3 protein-coding genes are annotated in these 14,476 nt (G+C 62.0%); all 3 read right to left on the bottom strand.

Translation table 11 applies throughout. The features are described 5' to 3' along the window. Nucleotides 1-37 precede the first annotated feature (37 nt). Nucleotides 38-5,128, bottom strand: a complete 5,091-nt coding sequence (locus tag IPM54_11720; protein ID MBK9260485.1) for a DUF4215 domain-containing protein — start codon at nt 5,126-5,128, stop codon at nt 38-40. A gap of 219 nt (nt 5,129-5,347) precedes the next feature. Then, nucleotides 5,348-9,751 (bottom strand): FecR domain-containing protein, encoded by a 4,404-nt coding sequence (locus IPM54_11715; GenBank protein ID MBK9260484.1) that lies wholly within the window; start codon nt 9,749-9,751, stop codon nt 5,348-5,350. Further along, a complete protein-coding gene (locus tag IPM54_11710; GenBank protein ID MBK9260483.1) occupies nt 9,748-14,418 on the bottom strand; it encodes a hypothetical protein in 4,671 nt (1,556 codons plus the stop codon). Before IPM54_11710 ends, IPM54_11715 begins: the two co-directional genes overlap by 4 nt. Nucleotides 14,419-14,476 lie beyond the last annotated feature (58 nt).

Here is a 14,476-nt window from a genome sequence, read left to right as displayed (position 1 = left end):
CGCGATGTCGCGGAGAGAGGGCCCCGGCCGAGTCGTTTCAGGCTGCCATGCGGCGGCGCCTGCGCACGGCAATCACGATGCCGAGCAGAATCACGGCAGCCGACGTTCCAGCGCCATTACCATTTCCGACGGTGCGGCATCCGCAACCTTCGTTGCTGGGTGGGAGAGTGTCGCCGCCGGTTCCTCCTTCGCCGCCTCTGCCGCCGTCGCCGGCCATTCCGCCGTCTCCGCCAGCGCCGCCCATTCCACCGGCGCCGCCCGAGCCCATGGGCTCATTCTTGCAATCGTACGTGCAGCCGTCGCCCGACACGCCATTGGCATCGTCGCATTCTTCCATGCCGCCCCACACGTAGCCATCGCCGCAGCTTGCTTTGAGGCATCCGCTGAGACAGTCATCGAAGTTCGAGGCATTGCCGTCGTCACATGCTTCGCCCGGTTGAACGACGCCGTCGCCGCACGTGGCGCTCGTGCACAGATTCGAGCAGGCATCTTCGTTGTTTTGATTGCCGTCGTCGCACGTTTCGACGCCAAGCTCGACGTATCCGTCGCCGCACGTCGCGTTCTTGCAATCCTGAACGCAGTCATCGGAATTCGACACATTGGCGTCGTCGCATTCTTCGATGCCGTCTTGTACGAAGCCGTCACCGCATTCGGCCTTTTGGCACGTCGTCGGACAATCATCGACGTCCGACGAATTGCCGTCGTCGCATTCTTCCTGGCCCGCGCGCACGAAGCCGTCGCCGCACGAAGCGTTTTTGCACGTCATGAGGCAATCATCGGTATTGATTGGGTTGCCGTCGTCGCATTCTTCGGGCGGCTGCACGACGCCGTCACCGCAACCGGGCAAGCTGCAGTTGTTCTTGCAGGCATCGGTGTCGTTTTGATTGCCGTCGTCGCACGCTTCGACGCCGCCTTGCACGTAGCCGTCACCGCATGAGGCGTTTTTGCAATCCGCGACGCAGGTGTCCGTATTGGATGCATTGCCGTCGTCGCATTGTTCGACGCCTTGGTAGACGATGCCGTCGCCACAAGTGGCATTCTTGCAGACGTTGAGGCATGCGTCGCCGTTGGTTGCATTTCCGTCGTCGCATTCTTCGACGCCCGATTGGACGAATCCATCACCACACGTCGCGTTCTTGCACGTCGATGGGCATTGATCCGTATCGACCATGTTCGCATCGTCGCATTCTTCGACGCCGGCGCGGACGAACCCGTCGCCGCAAGATGCATTCGAGCACGTATTGAGACATGCGTCGGTATTCATCATGTTTCCGTCGTCGCATTGCTCCATGCCGGCATGCACGACACCATCACCGCATGTTGCATTGGTGCAAGTATTGAGACATGCGTCGGTATTGACCATGTTTCCGTCGTCGCATTGCTCCATGCCCGCATACACGACGCCATCGCCGCACGACGCAGGGACGCACGTATTGAGACAAGCGTCGGTGTTTGTCGTGTTTCCGTCGTCGCATGTTTCGACACCCATGCGGATATGGCCGTCGCCGCACGTGGCATTGCTGCACGTATTGAGACATGCATCGGTGTTCAGCATATTGCCGTCGTCGCATTGTTCGACGCCGGCCCGGACGAACCCGTCGCCACACGAAGCAGGAACGCACGTATTGAGACACGCATCCGTGTTGAGCATGTTTCCATCGTCGCAGGTTTCGACGCCCGCTCGGATGTAGCCATCGCCGCACGTGGCATTGGTGCACGTATTGAGGCACGCGTCGGTGTTCAGCATATTGCCGTCGTCGCATTGCTCGGGGCCGTTGACGATCGAATCGCCGCAACGTGGACCCATGGCCGTGCAATCGGCTGTGCAGAAGCCGTATTGACCATTCTGCGCGCCGTCGTCGCACGCTTCGCCGGCGCTCACGACACCGTCGCCGCAGAAGCTCGATGGAGCGTATTCGTAGGCACCCATGTCGAACGCGGGACCATTGATGCCGTCGCCATCGATCGGGCGGGTTTTTCCGTCGCGATCGGTCGTTGGAGCGCCGACCGACGTGCCCGTATCGATGCAAATGCTGCCCATTTGCAACGTCAGATCCGTCGGTGCATTCACGTAGTTGGGGTTTTGCGTAATACAACCCGTTCCCTGTGAAACGTTGTTGTAATTCGTCGTATTGCCCCAAATGTCGCTGTAGGTCACGTTGAACGTCGTCGAACCGCCCGGAGGACGGTACAACCCTGTTGTTTGGTTGCTTATGATACTATTCTTTACGTTCATCGCGGCAATCGAGCCCGAATTCGACCCGGCATAAATGCCCGTGCCAGACGTGCCGTTGGCATGTATCGTCGAATTCGTGACGTTGACGGCCATGTTGCCATTGCCCGTCACGTACGAATAGACGCCGTAATTCGCTGAAGTGGTTCCGGTGATGACGCAATTTGTGAGGTTCGTCGTGCTCGTCGTGCCGCTCATCGAGACGTACGCGCCCGCATTCGAATGATTGCGCAGCGTGCACGCATTGATCGTCGTCGATGCCGATCCCGTGAGCCACGCGCCAAAGACGCTGGAGGTTACGGTGAGATTCGTGAACATCGGCGTGCCGGCCGTCATGTACAAGCCGTAATACGTCGTACCGATGTTGACGCCACTCGCCGTGAGCACATTGCCTGGGGCATCGCTACGAATGCCGGCGTATGAGCCTTGAATGTTCGTATTGGCAATGCTCGCTGCCGTGCCGCTCGCATCGACGACCACGCCATACCACGACGACTGAGAAACGTTCGTCGATTTCAGCGTAATTGGGCTCATCGACGTTCCGTTGGCCGAAAGCGTCCCCTTGACGACGAGCTCGCCTTTGGTTGTATCGAGCCCCGAACCCATGATGTCGGAGCCCGACGTGAAATTCAGCGTGACGCCCGGATCAATCGTGAGCGTCGCGTTTTTTCCGACCGTGAGGTCACCGGGCACCGTATAAGGCGATCCAGCCGTGGTCAGCGTCGTATTTACCCACAAAACACCATACAAACCAGGCGTGGGGTCATTGACGTACGGTAGTGGCCCGAGGTCCTGCATCATGTCGCCCGCGAAACGCGATGGCGAATTGCTCGTCAATCGGAAGTTCGTCGGCGCATTGACGTAAAGCGGATTGGCCGAAAAACACCCGGTTCCTTGGCTGACGCCGTTGTAGTTGGTCGTATTGCCCCAGATATTGCTGTAGGTGACATTGAACGTGGTCGAGCCACCGGGAGGTCGGTAGAGGCCTGTCGATTGATTGGTGACGTTGCTGTTCTTCACCGTCATCGTGGCTGTCGACCCCGTATTCGATCCGGCATAGACACCCGTACCGGAGGTACCATTGGCATGAATCGTCGAACCCGTGACGTTGACCGCCATGTTGCCATTGCCCGTCACGTACGAATAGACGCCATAATTCGCTGCGGTCGTGCCCGTAATGACGCAATTCGTGACGTTCGTCGTGCTCGTCGTGCCGCTCATCGAGACGTATACGCCCGCATTCGAATGGCTCAAAAACGAGCATCCTGTGATGGTCGGCGATGCGGTTCCCGTGATCCATGCGGCAAACACGCTGCCTTGCACGCTCGGATTCGTGAACGTCGGCGTGCCGGAGGTGACGTAAAGACCATAATACGTCGTGTTGATCGACACGTCGTTCGCTGAAAGCACGCTTCCGGGAGCGTCGCTGCGAATGCCCGCATGCGTGCCTTGGATGTTCGTATGCGCAAGGTTGGCCGCCGCGGCTGTGGCATCGACGACGACGCCGTACCAAGCCGATTGCGAAACGTTTGATGCTTTCAGGGTAACCTTGTTCATCGCTGTGCCATTGGCTGCCAGTGTGCCTTTGACGACGAGCTCGCCTTTGGTTGTATCGAGCCCCGAACCCATGATGTCGGAGCCCGACGTGAAATTCAGCGTGACGCCGGGATCAATCGTGAGCGTCGCGTTTTTTCCGACCGTCAAATCACCCGGCACCGTATAAGGTGAACCTGCGGTCGAAAGCGTCGTATTCACCCACAAAACACCATACAAGCCAGGCGTGGGGTCATTGACGTACGGTAGTGGCCCGAGGTCCTGCATCATGTCGCCCGCGAAACGCGATGGCGAATTGCTCGTCAATCGGAAGTTCGTCGGCGCACTGACGTAAAGCGGATTGGCCGAAAAACACCCGGTTCCTTGGCTAACGCCGTTGTAATTGGTCGTATTGCCCCAGATATTGCTGTAGGTGACGTTGAACGTGGTCGAGCCACCGGGAGGTCGGTAGAGACCTGTCGATTGATTGGTGACATTGCTGTTCTTCACCGTCATCGTGGCTGTCGATCCCGTATTCGATCCGGCATAGACACCTGTACCGGACGTACCATTGGCATGAATCGTCGAACCCGTGACGTTGACGGCCATGTTGCCATTGCCCGTCACGTACGAATAGACGCCATAATTCGCAGCGGTCGTGCCCGAAATGACGCAATTCGTGAGAGTCGTCGTGGTGGTTGTGCCGCTCATCGAGACGTATATGCCCGCATTCGAATGGTTCAAGAGCGAGCATCCTGTGATGGTCGGCGATGCGGTTCCCGTGATCCATGCGGCAAACACGCTGCTTTGCACGCTGAGATTCGTGAACGTCGGCGTGCCCGCCGTTATGTAAAGGCCGTAATACGTCGTTTCGAGCGCTACGTCGTTTGCCGCGAGCACCATTCCGGGAGCGTCGCTGCGAATGCCCGCGTGCGAATGCTTGATGCTCGCATGGCTGATCGTCGCCGCCGTGCCCACCGCATCGACGACGATGCCGTACCAGGTCGATTGCGACGATCCGTTTTGCGCGAGAAACTGCACAGGACTCGCCATCGTGCCATTGACGTTCAGCGTGCCCTTGACGATGATTTCGGTCTTCGCGGTGTCGAGCCCCGAGCCTTGGCTGTCGCCGCCCGGAAATTGCACGATCGTGCCCGCTTGAATCGTCAGCGTGCCGCCATTCAATATCGTGACGTCACCTTGCACGATGTAAGGGTTTCCCGCGGGTGTCCACGTCGCGTTCGCAATCGTGCCTCCCGCAATGATCGTCGCGCTTGCGACGCGCGGGAAAAACGTCACGACACAAAGCGCGAGCGCCAGCACGATGAAGTGCAAGACACGCGTCATCGTTCGATTCGACATACGCAAAGCCTCCGGGGCACGCTGCCCCGCTCCGATTTCTTTTGAGTACAAACGTTCTCGCGCGATCACACTGGATGACGAAACCGCGCCTGTGCACATGAGCCTTGGGTTGGTCGCGAATTGCGCCCACTCGGGCGGGCGCTGACGCAGTACAGCCAAGCCGCGAGGATGCGTCAAGCGGCGCGGGCGTAAGCGACGACCGCGCCACTCACGAGCCTTTCACGGAGGCGTGAACGCACTGCCATTCCAACGCAACGTCACGGGCTTGCCGGTCGACGGAAGCTCCACGTCGCTCGACACGAGCCGCGGAAGTTTGCCGTCCGGCTCGGGTACGAGCACCGAAAGCCTTACCGACGTGCCTCGCGCAGGCGGCAAATCCTCGGGACGCGACATGCGCAGGCGAATGGGGGACTTCTCGCCAGCACCAAAGTGAAGCGTGTACGCGCCGATTCCTGCTGCGATCACATCCGGATCGGCTTCATCATCGTCACGCAACAACTTCACGTCGATCGGTAGCGCACCCGCAGGTGAACGCACGAGCACCACCACGGTTTCCGCGGGATATGGCAATTCGAGCGCTGCACGGCTCAACCTATCGAGCGTCGTCGCATCGATCCCCTCGCGATTGCGACCTTCGGCAAGCAGCACATGGGCCAGCCGCCCAGCAAGCTCGCCCAGCTTTGCATCGCCCGCACGTCCGCCCGTCTGTGCAACGCGCCCGAGCATGCGATGCGCGATGTCGAGCCTTCCAGCGCCCGCGTGTGCGAGCGCGAATCGAATGGTCGCGGCAGGTTCGTCCGGGATGAGCTCTTCGAGGACCGCATACGCGAGCGAAGCGTCCTCGTAAAAGCCTTCATTTCGCAAACGATCACCAAGGAATGCTCGCGCCCATGGATCGCGCGGAGCCCGTTCGCCAAGCTCGCCGAACGTACGACGTGCTTCGCCTTCGTCACCAATGCGAAGAAGCGCCGATGCTGCATCCGCAAGCAGGCCTGCATCTGCGAACGGATCGAGGCGCACGCGGCGAATTTCGTCCGCCAGCTCGGTCTTCATGTCGAGGTTTTCGAGCAGCGCGAAGAGGCGCCTTCGCAGGCGCGCATCATGCGGAGCGATACCCAAGAATCGTCGCACGACAGCCAATCGCGCCTTGTCGTCGTTTGCCGCTCGGTATTGTTTGCGGAATGTACCGACGGGGTATTTCTCTTCGCCAAGAAGCGCGCGTTTGATCGCGATGAGCTCTTCGGGGCTTTGCGCACGTCGAATCGCTTCGCGGCGCAGCAATGCCGCCGCGTCATTCTCGCCCGCAATTTCCAGGCGCGTCGCCACGGCAACGCGTGCAAGCCCTGTCTGCTCGTGAAGCAATACGAGCTCGAGCAGCGCGCGACGATCGGTCCACGTCGGAAGCTCGCAAGATTGCTTTGCTTCGACGTACACCACATCCGCCGTCGACCGATCGAGGCGTTCTCGCCATATCCCTCGGCGCAAAGGCAAAGGCAAAAACGACGTCGGTGAACACTTGCGGCCTCGAAGTGTGGGCAAAGGAGGCGGCAAGTCGAGAATGCGTGAAACGTCGATACTGACGTTCAAACCGCTGGCAGGAAAAACCATTCCACGCACGACGACTTCGACGCATCGAGCGAGCGCGGCGTCGTCGGCACCGGCAATGCCTTGCACCTTGACGTCTTCGGTTCGCCCTTCGCCGTCGATTTTGAAACGCACGTCGAGTTTGCCCGAGAGCTCGGGCCTGAGCGCTGCGCGTGAATCACGACACGCTCGAACCGACGATCGCGCTTCGTCGAGCGCGCGAGCCGCCGCATCGGCAACGGCTGCCTTGAACCCTTTTTCGTCGTCTTTGTCGTCGCCCGCTTCGGTTTCTTGCGGCACGTTCGTGAGCGTTCCGGCGGACGTGCGTGGTGTTGCGAATGCCGCGGAAAAACCCGATTCGGGACCCGCAGACAAGTCGAGGATTCGCGTCTGCAAAAGCGTCGGTTGATACACGCCCATGTTGCTCACGGTAAAACCCGTCCATGGCGTGAGCAGTCCGGCGCGCAGCGCAACGTCGGTCGCTGCTTCGCGTCCTTTGCCTTCGAGCGCAATGTGTTCGACACGCGCCGCGGCCCACCTTCGAGCTACATCGGATTCGTTGCGCGCTCGTTCGATCACCACCGCGCGCTTTTCTTCGTGCTGCCCCTTGGCATCGCGATATCGAAGCGTGATTTCGCGCGGCGGCTCGCCCTTCACGCGACCCACGGCGAACACCGTTTCACCCGATGAAATGGCTCGAGGGGCGCGCGGGTAAATGCGTTCGACCTCGGGGCCAAACGCGATCTCCACATTCGCGACGGCAGGCTGGAGCGCTTGCGCAATGAGCTCGGTTGCTACGCGACTTGCATCCAACGTATCGGCAATTTCCAGAAGCGGCCCGGACCCTCGAACGAGGCTCGCGAGCGCAAAACGATTCACGAGCGGACCAACGCCCACGGCGCCGAGGCGCGGAACACCACCCTTGCGTCGAGCAAGACGCGCGTGGATGAGATCGACCGTTGGATCTCCAACGGTTGGCCAACCGTCACCGACGTAAATCACCATGCCCGCGGGTGCATCGGCTGGGATCGCATCAGCGCCTGCTTCGAGCGCTCGACCGAGATCCGTTGCACCACCAGGAGACAACTTCGATAGCGCCTCCGTCGTCGCTTTGCGGCGTGCATCGTCCACGGGGCCGAGAGGAGGTCCTACGGGACGAACCGTCTGATCCGCTGCCAGCACGATGGCTCGATCACGCGTGCCGAGTCCTGCGAGCACCGCGTCGACGAGCGCTCGCTCGGCATCGAAAAGCGCAGGCTCGACGCTGCTCGACGTGTCGAGCACGAGGGCGAGCGTCACGCCGTCTTCCTGCGCGACATGCGGAACCTCGGTGCGTACGAGCACGGTGGATGCGGGATCTTCCGTGTCACCTTCGAAGGGCGGAGCGACGTACAAGCGAGCGGGGCTCGGGGATTTGTCGATCTCCACGTCGACCACTAGATCTGCGGTGGGTCGATAGTCGGGGCGGCGCACTTCGACCCTGCTTCCCGTCACGCGTGCATTGAGCCCAGCCCCTATCGATCGCGGGCTGGATGATGTGGCATCGACGCGTGCGGAGAACTCGCCAATGAGCGGTGGCGTCGCGTCCGACACCATGGGGTAGCGGTACTGCACGACCCACGTGCCGTCGCCTTTTGGACGAGGCGAAAGCCATTCGACGTAACGCACGACGACGCCAACCGAAGCGCCGGGCGCGATGCCTGGAATGCGCGCGCGTAGCCAGCCCTCGCCGGCCCATTCGAGTAGCTCGGTCGATGGTTGCGAAGCGTTCCCAGGGCCGCGCGTTGCGAGCGCGATGCGCCCTTCGCGCGTCGAGCCGCCGCGTACGGACGCGAAGCGGGAAACGATCGCACCAGGTGGAACGGCCAGACGATAGTCGCCCGTGACGGTCTCGCTGCCGGCGTTAAAGAACGTCGTGCGCACTTCGGTTTCGGCGATTTCGCGTGCGACGATGGCTTCGACATCGTGTGCGCGAATCGTGAGGGGAGAGCCCGCCTCGCCGGGTTTTTCCGGACGACCCCACAGCTCGCCTACGGCACGACGCGGAACGCCTTTGGCGCCCCATGGTGCAGCCATGCCCCCGGTCCAATCGTCGTATCCGCGTTCGGGGCCGATCGTGATGGTTTGTCCGTCGACCGCCGCGGTTTCTCCGGTACGCACGGTCTTCTCGGCGCCGTTTGCCCGCACGGTGATTTCTTCGGTTGCAGCGTAAAGCTTTGCACTCGAAGGTTTTTCCTTGGGCCGTTCGATGCCCGTATTCGCGCCGCTCACGATGCAGACGGCGCTGCCGACGTTGATCTCGGTACGTGCGCCAAGCGCTCCCTGAACAAAGATCCGCCCGTATTCGAGCTCGAGGCCGTTCGCTGTGAGCTTCAGGTTCGTGTCACGATCGATGACGAGCGACGTGCCGTCGTCGAGGCGAAGCCGGGCGCGCCCATCGCCATCCGTCGTGACGACATCACCCACGGACAAACGTCGCGTCTTGTGCACGGACGTGCCCGACGTTTTCACGGACGAATGCACCGCTTGCACGTCGGCCACGGTGGCGACGAGTGGTTGCGTTGGTGCGCGTTCACCTCGGCCGCGGAGCAGAAGCACCGTCGCCACGACGATGAGCAGCGAGCTGACGATGCCAAAAAGCGCAGGCGAGATCGTGGGTCCCTCGGGCGGAAGCGGCGCGCTGTTCGACCGGTGATACTGCGCGATCGCCCGCGGATCGCTCAGCGGTAGCCATTCCGCCGTATCGAGTTTGTCCGTGCGGCTGACGACGATGATCCTTCGTTCGGCCGGCTTTGGTGCAACCGGTGGCGGAGGTGGTGCTGCAGCCTGTTCGTCATCGTCATCATCGTCGTCGTCATTGCTGACCTTGCTCGGCGTATCGCCGGCCGGCTTCGTCGCGGCACTGATCGCGTCTTCCACCGGTGCGGCGAGTGGTTCGGTGTCCGGTCCTTCATCGCTGCGAGCCGTCGACGGTGCAGCGCTTTCCGATGCGGGAGCTTCCGCCGTCGGATCCTGCTCTTCTTTACGTTCGTCGCTCACGGCCCGACCTCCCGAACTTCACCCTGCGAAATCGCAAACACGCGCGCGGGCTTGCCGTCTCGAGTGAATCGGACGGGCAGCTTCACGATGGTTTCGTTGTCCTCACCTTCATCGAACACGACGGTCAACGTCGCTTCTGCTCCAAGGCGTGCGGCATGCGCGACGTCCTCCGGTTCCAACCGCACCCAGATCTTTGCATCGGGACGCAGCGGCATGACGGCTTGCGCGATGCCGAGTGTCACGTCGCCTTCGGGTGCTGGCATTTCCGTACCTAGCGCGTTTGTCCAGAGCGACGGATGGAACTCCGGATGCGACCACGTCAGTGACACGCGTGCCCCTCGCGGCGCTTTGCCCGATGCTCGCTCCGTCGAAACGACGCGCAGTAGGCGCGCTCGTAACGTTTGCTCTTCTTCCTTCTTGCCGGCTTTCTTCGCTTCGAGACGACCCCACGCGAGGTACGTCGCGGCAAACGCTCGAGCCGTCACGGCAGGTCCCTGTGAAACATCGGGAGCACCTGCAGCGCCGCCCTTTTCGGTCCACTTGATCGCTTCTTCCAACTTGCCGAGGCCTTCGGCCGATGCGGCGAGCAAGAGCGCCACCGTCGTATCGTCTGGAGCAAGGCGCGCGAGTGTTTGGTACTGGCGCGCTGCTTCCGCGTAAAACCCGTGGGCCCTCAAAAGATCGCCGAGCCTTCTGCGTGCGACCGGATCATCTGGGGCAAACTCGACAATTTCCCCGAACGCTCGTTGCGCTTCCGCTTGATGATAGGCCTTCAGCGCCGGGTCCTTTTCGCGATCGGCCAGGCGCAGATGAAGCTCGCCTACCGCTGTACGCACGTGCGCATCCACGTCCGGACGTGCGCGCAGCGTTCGTCCCAGTTCACGGGCGCCTGCGAAGTCTTCGGCATCTTCGAGCTCGTCGAGCAGCCGCAACGCCAGCGCAAAATCGCTCGGCCAGCGCGCAACCAGCTCGCGCAGCTTCTTCACGCGATCCGCAGGCGTCTTCGCTTCCTTGAGCAATTTTTCCAGGACACCCGGATCGATCGTTTGAAGTCCAAGGGCTGCATGCAGCTCGCGAACTTCCGCCGCCGTACGCACGCGAGAAAGCATGCCGCGGTAGAGCGCGTCGGCGACGCCCAGGTCCGTGAACATCACGCGCCACAACGAAACCTTGCCCGAGATGCTGGGCATCGCATCGAGCATCAGCGACACGAGCTTCGATCGTTCGCGCCATGTTGGTGCTTCGCATGTTGCAAGCGCGTTTCGATAGATCGATGCAACCGCGTTCGGATTGCCCGTCGCGCGCCCGAATCGTTCACGCCACAAACCAATGCGTTCTTGGAACGGAACGAGCGCGGCGCCGCTGCACGGGGACGGCCTGTGCTGCACGTCGCCGACGCGGATCGTGATGGTCGTTCCGTTGAAACGACCTTCGCCCGTGGTGGTTTTTGCTTTGGTTTCGGCACCGGTCGTCGGCTCTGTGTTGGCCTGTTTCGACTTCTCGTAGAGCGCGTCCGGAACTGGCGTCGAAGTCGCCGTTGCGCTTCCGAGCGGTTGCTGAAGTTGGCTCACGATCGTTTCCGCGGCGGCCCGATCCTTTGCAGGTTCGGCCGGCGGTGGTGTTGAAGGCGCCGGGGCCGGTGCGGTTGCCGTTGGAGCTGGTCGTGCGACTGGCTGCGCCGGCGCGGCCGCTGCCGGAGCGTCTGCGGGCTTCGATCGATGCGATCCACCGAGGCGTCCGGCTCCCGAGCCAAACCCTTGGCCGGTGCCCGTGCCAGCCCCGTGGCCAATCGTTCCGATGGAGCCGAGGCCAAGGCCATCGCCTCGACCTCCGCCGCCTTCGCCGACACCGGACATACCAAGTCCTCCGGAGCCAAACGAATCGCCGATGGTGTCGCCCCACATGCTGCCGCGAGCGCTCAATGGGTCGTTACCGATCGAATCGTCGCGGCCCCACGGCGCCGCCGGTGCATTGGGATCGCCGCCTGCACCGGTGTTCATCAAGCCGATCATCCCGAATTCGGCCGCGTCTCGAAGAGCGGCTTGGCGGGCCGCATGCGAGTCACCATCCGAAGGTCCTTGGACCCCAAAACGATTTCCCGAGCGCGCGTTGGGATTGCCCATCGATCCCTCTTCGCCCTTTGCACGCGTGCCCGTTCCGCCCTCCTTGTTGTCGGCGTTCGCTTCGGCCACTTCCTCGACCGGTTTGTCTTCTTCCTCGTCGACGTCGGACTGGATGAGCGGCGTCCAGCCAATCGATCGACTGCGCTTCGTGTCGACCAGGTTCTTGGCCATGCCCTTCTTGCGTTCGAGCTCGCTCCGTTCCTCGGGCGTCATCTCGTTTTTCGTCGGCACGTACAGCGACGTGACCGGCGTGATGATCGCGTGACGTGATCCCAAGTCGACCATCGCTGCACGCCCGGTTGCTTCCGTCATCATTTGCAGAAGGCGCCCTTCCGCCCAACGGCGTCGCAAGTCGCCTTGCTCGTCGATCGGCGTCACCTTCAGGTTTGTCCGAGTGGTACCAGCTGGCCCTGTCAGCGAGACCGTCGTCGGAGCGCCACCTTGCGTGAGCCGTCCGATGACCGTGATGCTTTCGTCCGCAACGAGCGCGCCGAGATCGCGCGGGAAGATTCGTTCCACGGTTGGACCGAGGTCCACCTGAGCGCCGAGCCATGCAGGACGTTCCGCATGTTCCAGCAGCCGCAGCGCCGTTCTTGCGGCAGCATTCGCATCGGATACGCGTTCGGCAAACCCGCCACGCGCGAGCCCTTCGAGCAGCGCGACGTTGGCTTCGTCTCCGACGCCGATGCCGAACATGCGCACGGGACGCGGCAACTTGGCGAGTTTGTCCCGAAGATCTTGCAAGCCGAGCTCGCCAACCGTCGGGCTGCCGTCGCCGATGTACACGACGGCTCCGCGACGTGCGGGATCCAATGCGGCTGCTGCGAGGCTGAGCACGCTGCCGAGATCGGTCGCTCCGCCGCGGTCGACGCGAGACAAGCGAGCGAGCACTTCACGGCGACCGGCTTCGTCGATGCTCGCGAGTTTGTCTCGGCCAGGTACCACCGGCGTCAGGCCGGTATCGCCGGCCCAAACCACGACGCGATCATCCTTGCCGAGGTGCGCGAGCAACGCCGCGGTTGCTGCGCGGGCAATCGCGAGAGACGGTGCGTCGGTTGCGGCCGACGTATCGATCACGACGGCAAGGTCGAGTCCCCCGGTCGCGAGCGGCGCATCTGCGGCTCGGATCGGGACGACGAGGTAGTCGGATTCGGTCTTCGCTCGACGTGATGCTTCCGCGCGTTCGGAAGGCTGCACGGTTTCGAGGTCGATCGTGTGCGGCGCCGTGTATCCGCGTGGAGCGAGCAGCCCTTCATCGAAGAGCTCGACCGCCAGATCCGCGCGAGGAACGAAATCCTGAGCTCGGATCGTCACGGCATTCTGTTCACGCACGCCGCTCATGCCGACGCGCACTTCGCGTGCATTTGCGCGCATGAAGTCGATGGATGCGGTGAATTCTTCGATGTGCGGCAGCGAGCCTTCGGCGCCTTCCGCAGCCATCGGATACGTGTACAGCCGACGTTCGCCCTTGGCTCCGGTTCGTCCCAGCCACTCGGCATAACGAACGACGACGCGCCGAGATTGTCCCGGCATGATCGGGTAAAGCCGCGCCTTGTACGTGCCTGGAGCTTCCCACTCGAGCAGCGCGGGATCTTCCTTGCTGCCTTGGTAGACGTTCGACTGATACTGCGCTGCGGCCGCCTGTTTTTCTTTGACGTACCCCCAGAAGATCACGCCTTCGCGATCCACGCCGAACTTGTGCAAGCTCGCCCCGAGCGGTGTGCGGAAGCGGTAGATGCCTTCGACCGTCGTCGAGCTTGGATTGAAAAACACTTCGTCGACCTCGGTCAGCGCGAAGTCGTCTTGGATCGTGACGCGAACGTCGAGCTTTTGGATCGTGAGCGGGAAGCGCGGCGCGCCTTGATTGCCAGGAGCTCGAGCACCCACGGTGCCAACGCCGAACGGTGCTGGTTCGGCCACGCGATCGGTCGTACCGAGTCCCCCCGTCCAATCTTCCCAAGCAAGGACGGGCGAGGTTTTTACGAAGGGCCCGCCTTTCTTCCGCTCGATGAGCATCCGCTCGCCCGCCGTGGCGCGACCGTCTCCGTCGGTCCGCACTTCGCCTGCCAGCACGTAGACGTCGGTCGAATCGCCTGCCTTCGGCACGTCGATGCTTGCGCGCACGTGTGCGAGATGCAGGGGTCCTGTCGGTGTCGATAGCTCCGTCGTGAGGGATGCAGGCGTATCGACGAAGACGCGTCCTTCTTGGATTTCGATGACTTCCGCGCGGACAACGAGTTTGGCGGGGCCACGCACGAGCAGCGTCGCTCCACCATCTCGCCGGAGCCACGCAAGCCCGTCGGGTTTTACCTGTACGATCTCGCCATCGACGAGCCGTTCGCGCGGGTAGGGTGCACGTTCCGCTTCATTTGGAGGTGTGACGACGACGTCGCGCCTCACCGTGCGCAGTTCTGCCCAGGTTTGTGATCTCGGCAAAATCGGTCGTTCGGGTTCGCGACATCCTGGCAGGACGGCAGGACAAACGAACGCGAAGAAGGCGACCAGAACGATGGTGAAACGAGGACGAGTTTTTTTCGGGGACATGCGGCGTGGCCTCCGCATCGAGATGCCTGGAGAGCCGAACGCCCTCCCGATCTCGAGA

It is taken from the genome of Polyangiaceae bacterium, from assembly GCA_016715885.1.
In the GTDB taxonomy this organism is placed as follows: domain Bacteria; phylum Myxococcota_A; class Polyangia; order Polyangiales; family Polyangiaceae; genus Polyangium.
Note: the sequence above shows the minus strand (reverse complement) of the source record. Positions and strands in the feature narration are given on the sequence as shown.

Bases quoted from the DNA above. Each gene is read 5' to 3' on its own strand.
- IPM54_11710 (MBK9260483.1), bottom strand. From the start codon at position 14,418: ATGTCCCCGAAAAAAACTCGTCCTCGTTTCACCATCGTTCTGGTCGCC.
- IPM54_11720 (MBK9260485.1), bottom strand. From the start codon at position 5,128: ATGTCGAATCGAACGATGACGCGTGTCTTGCACTTCATCGTGCTGGCG.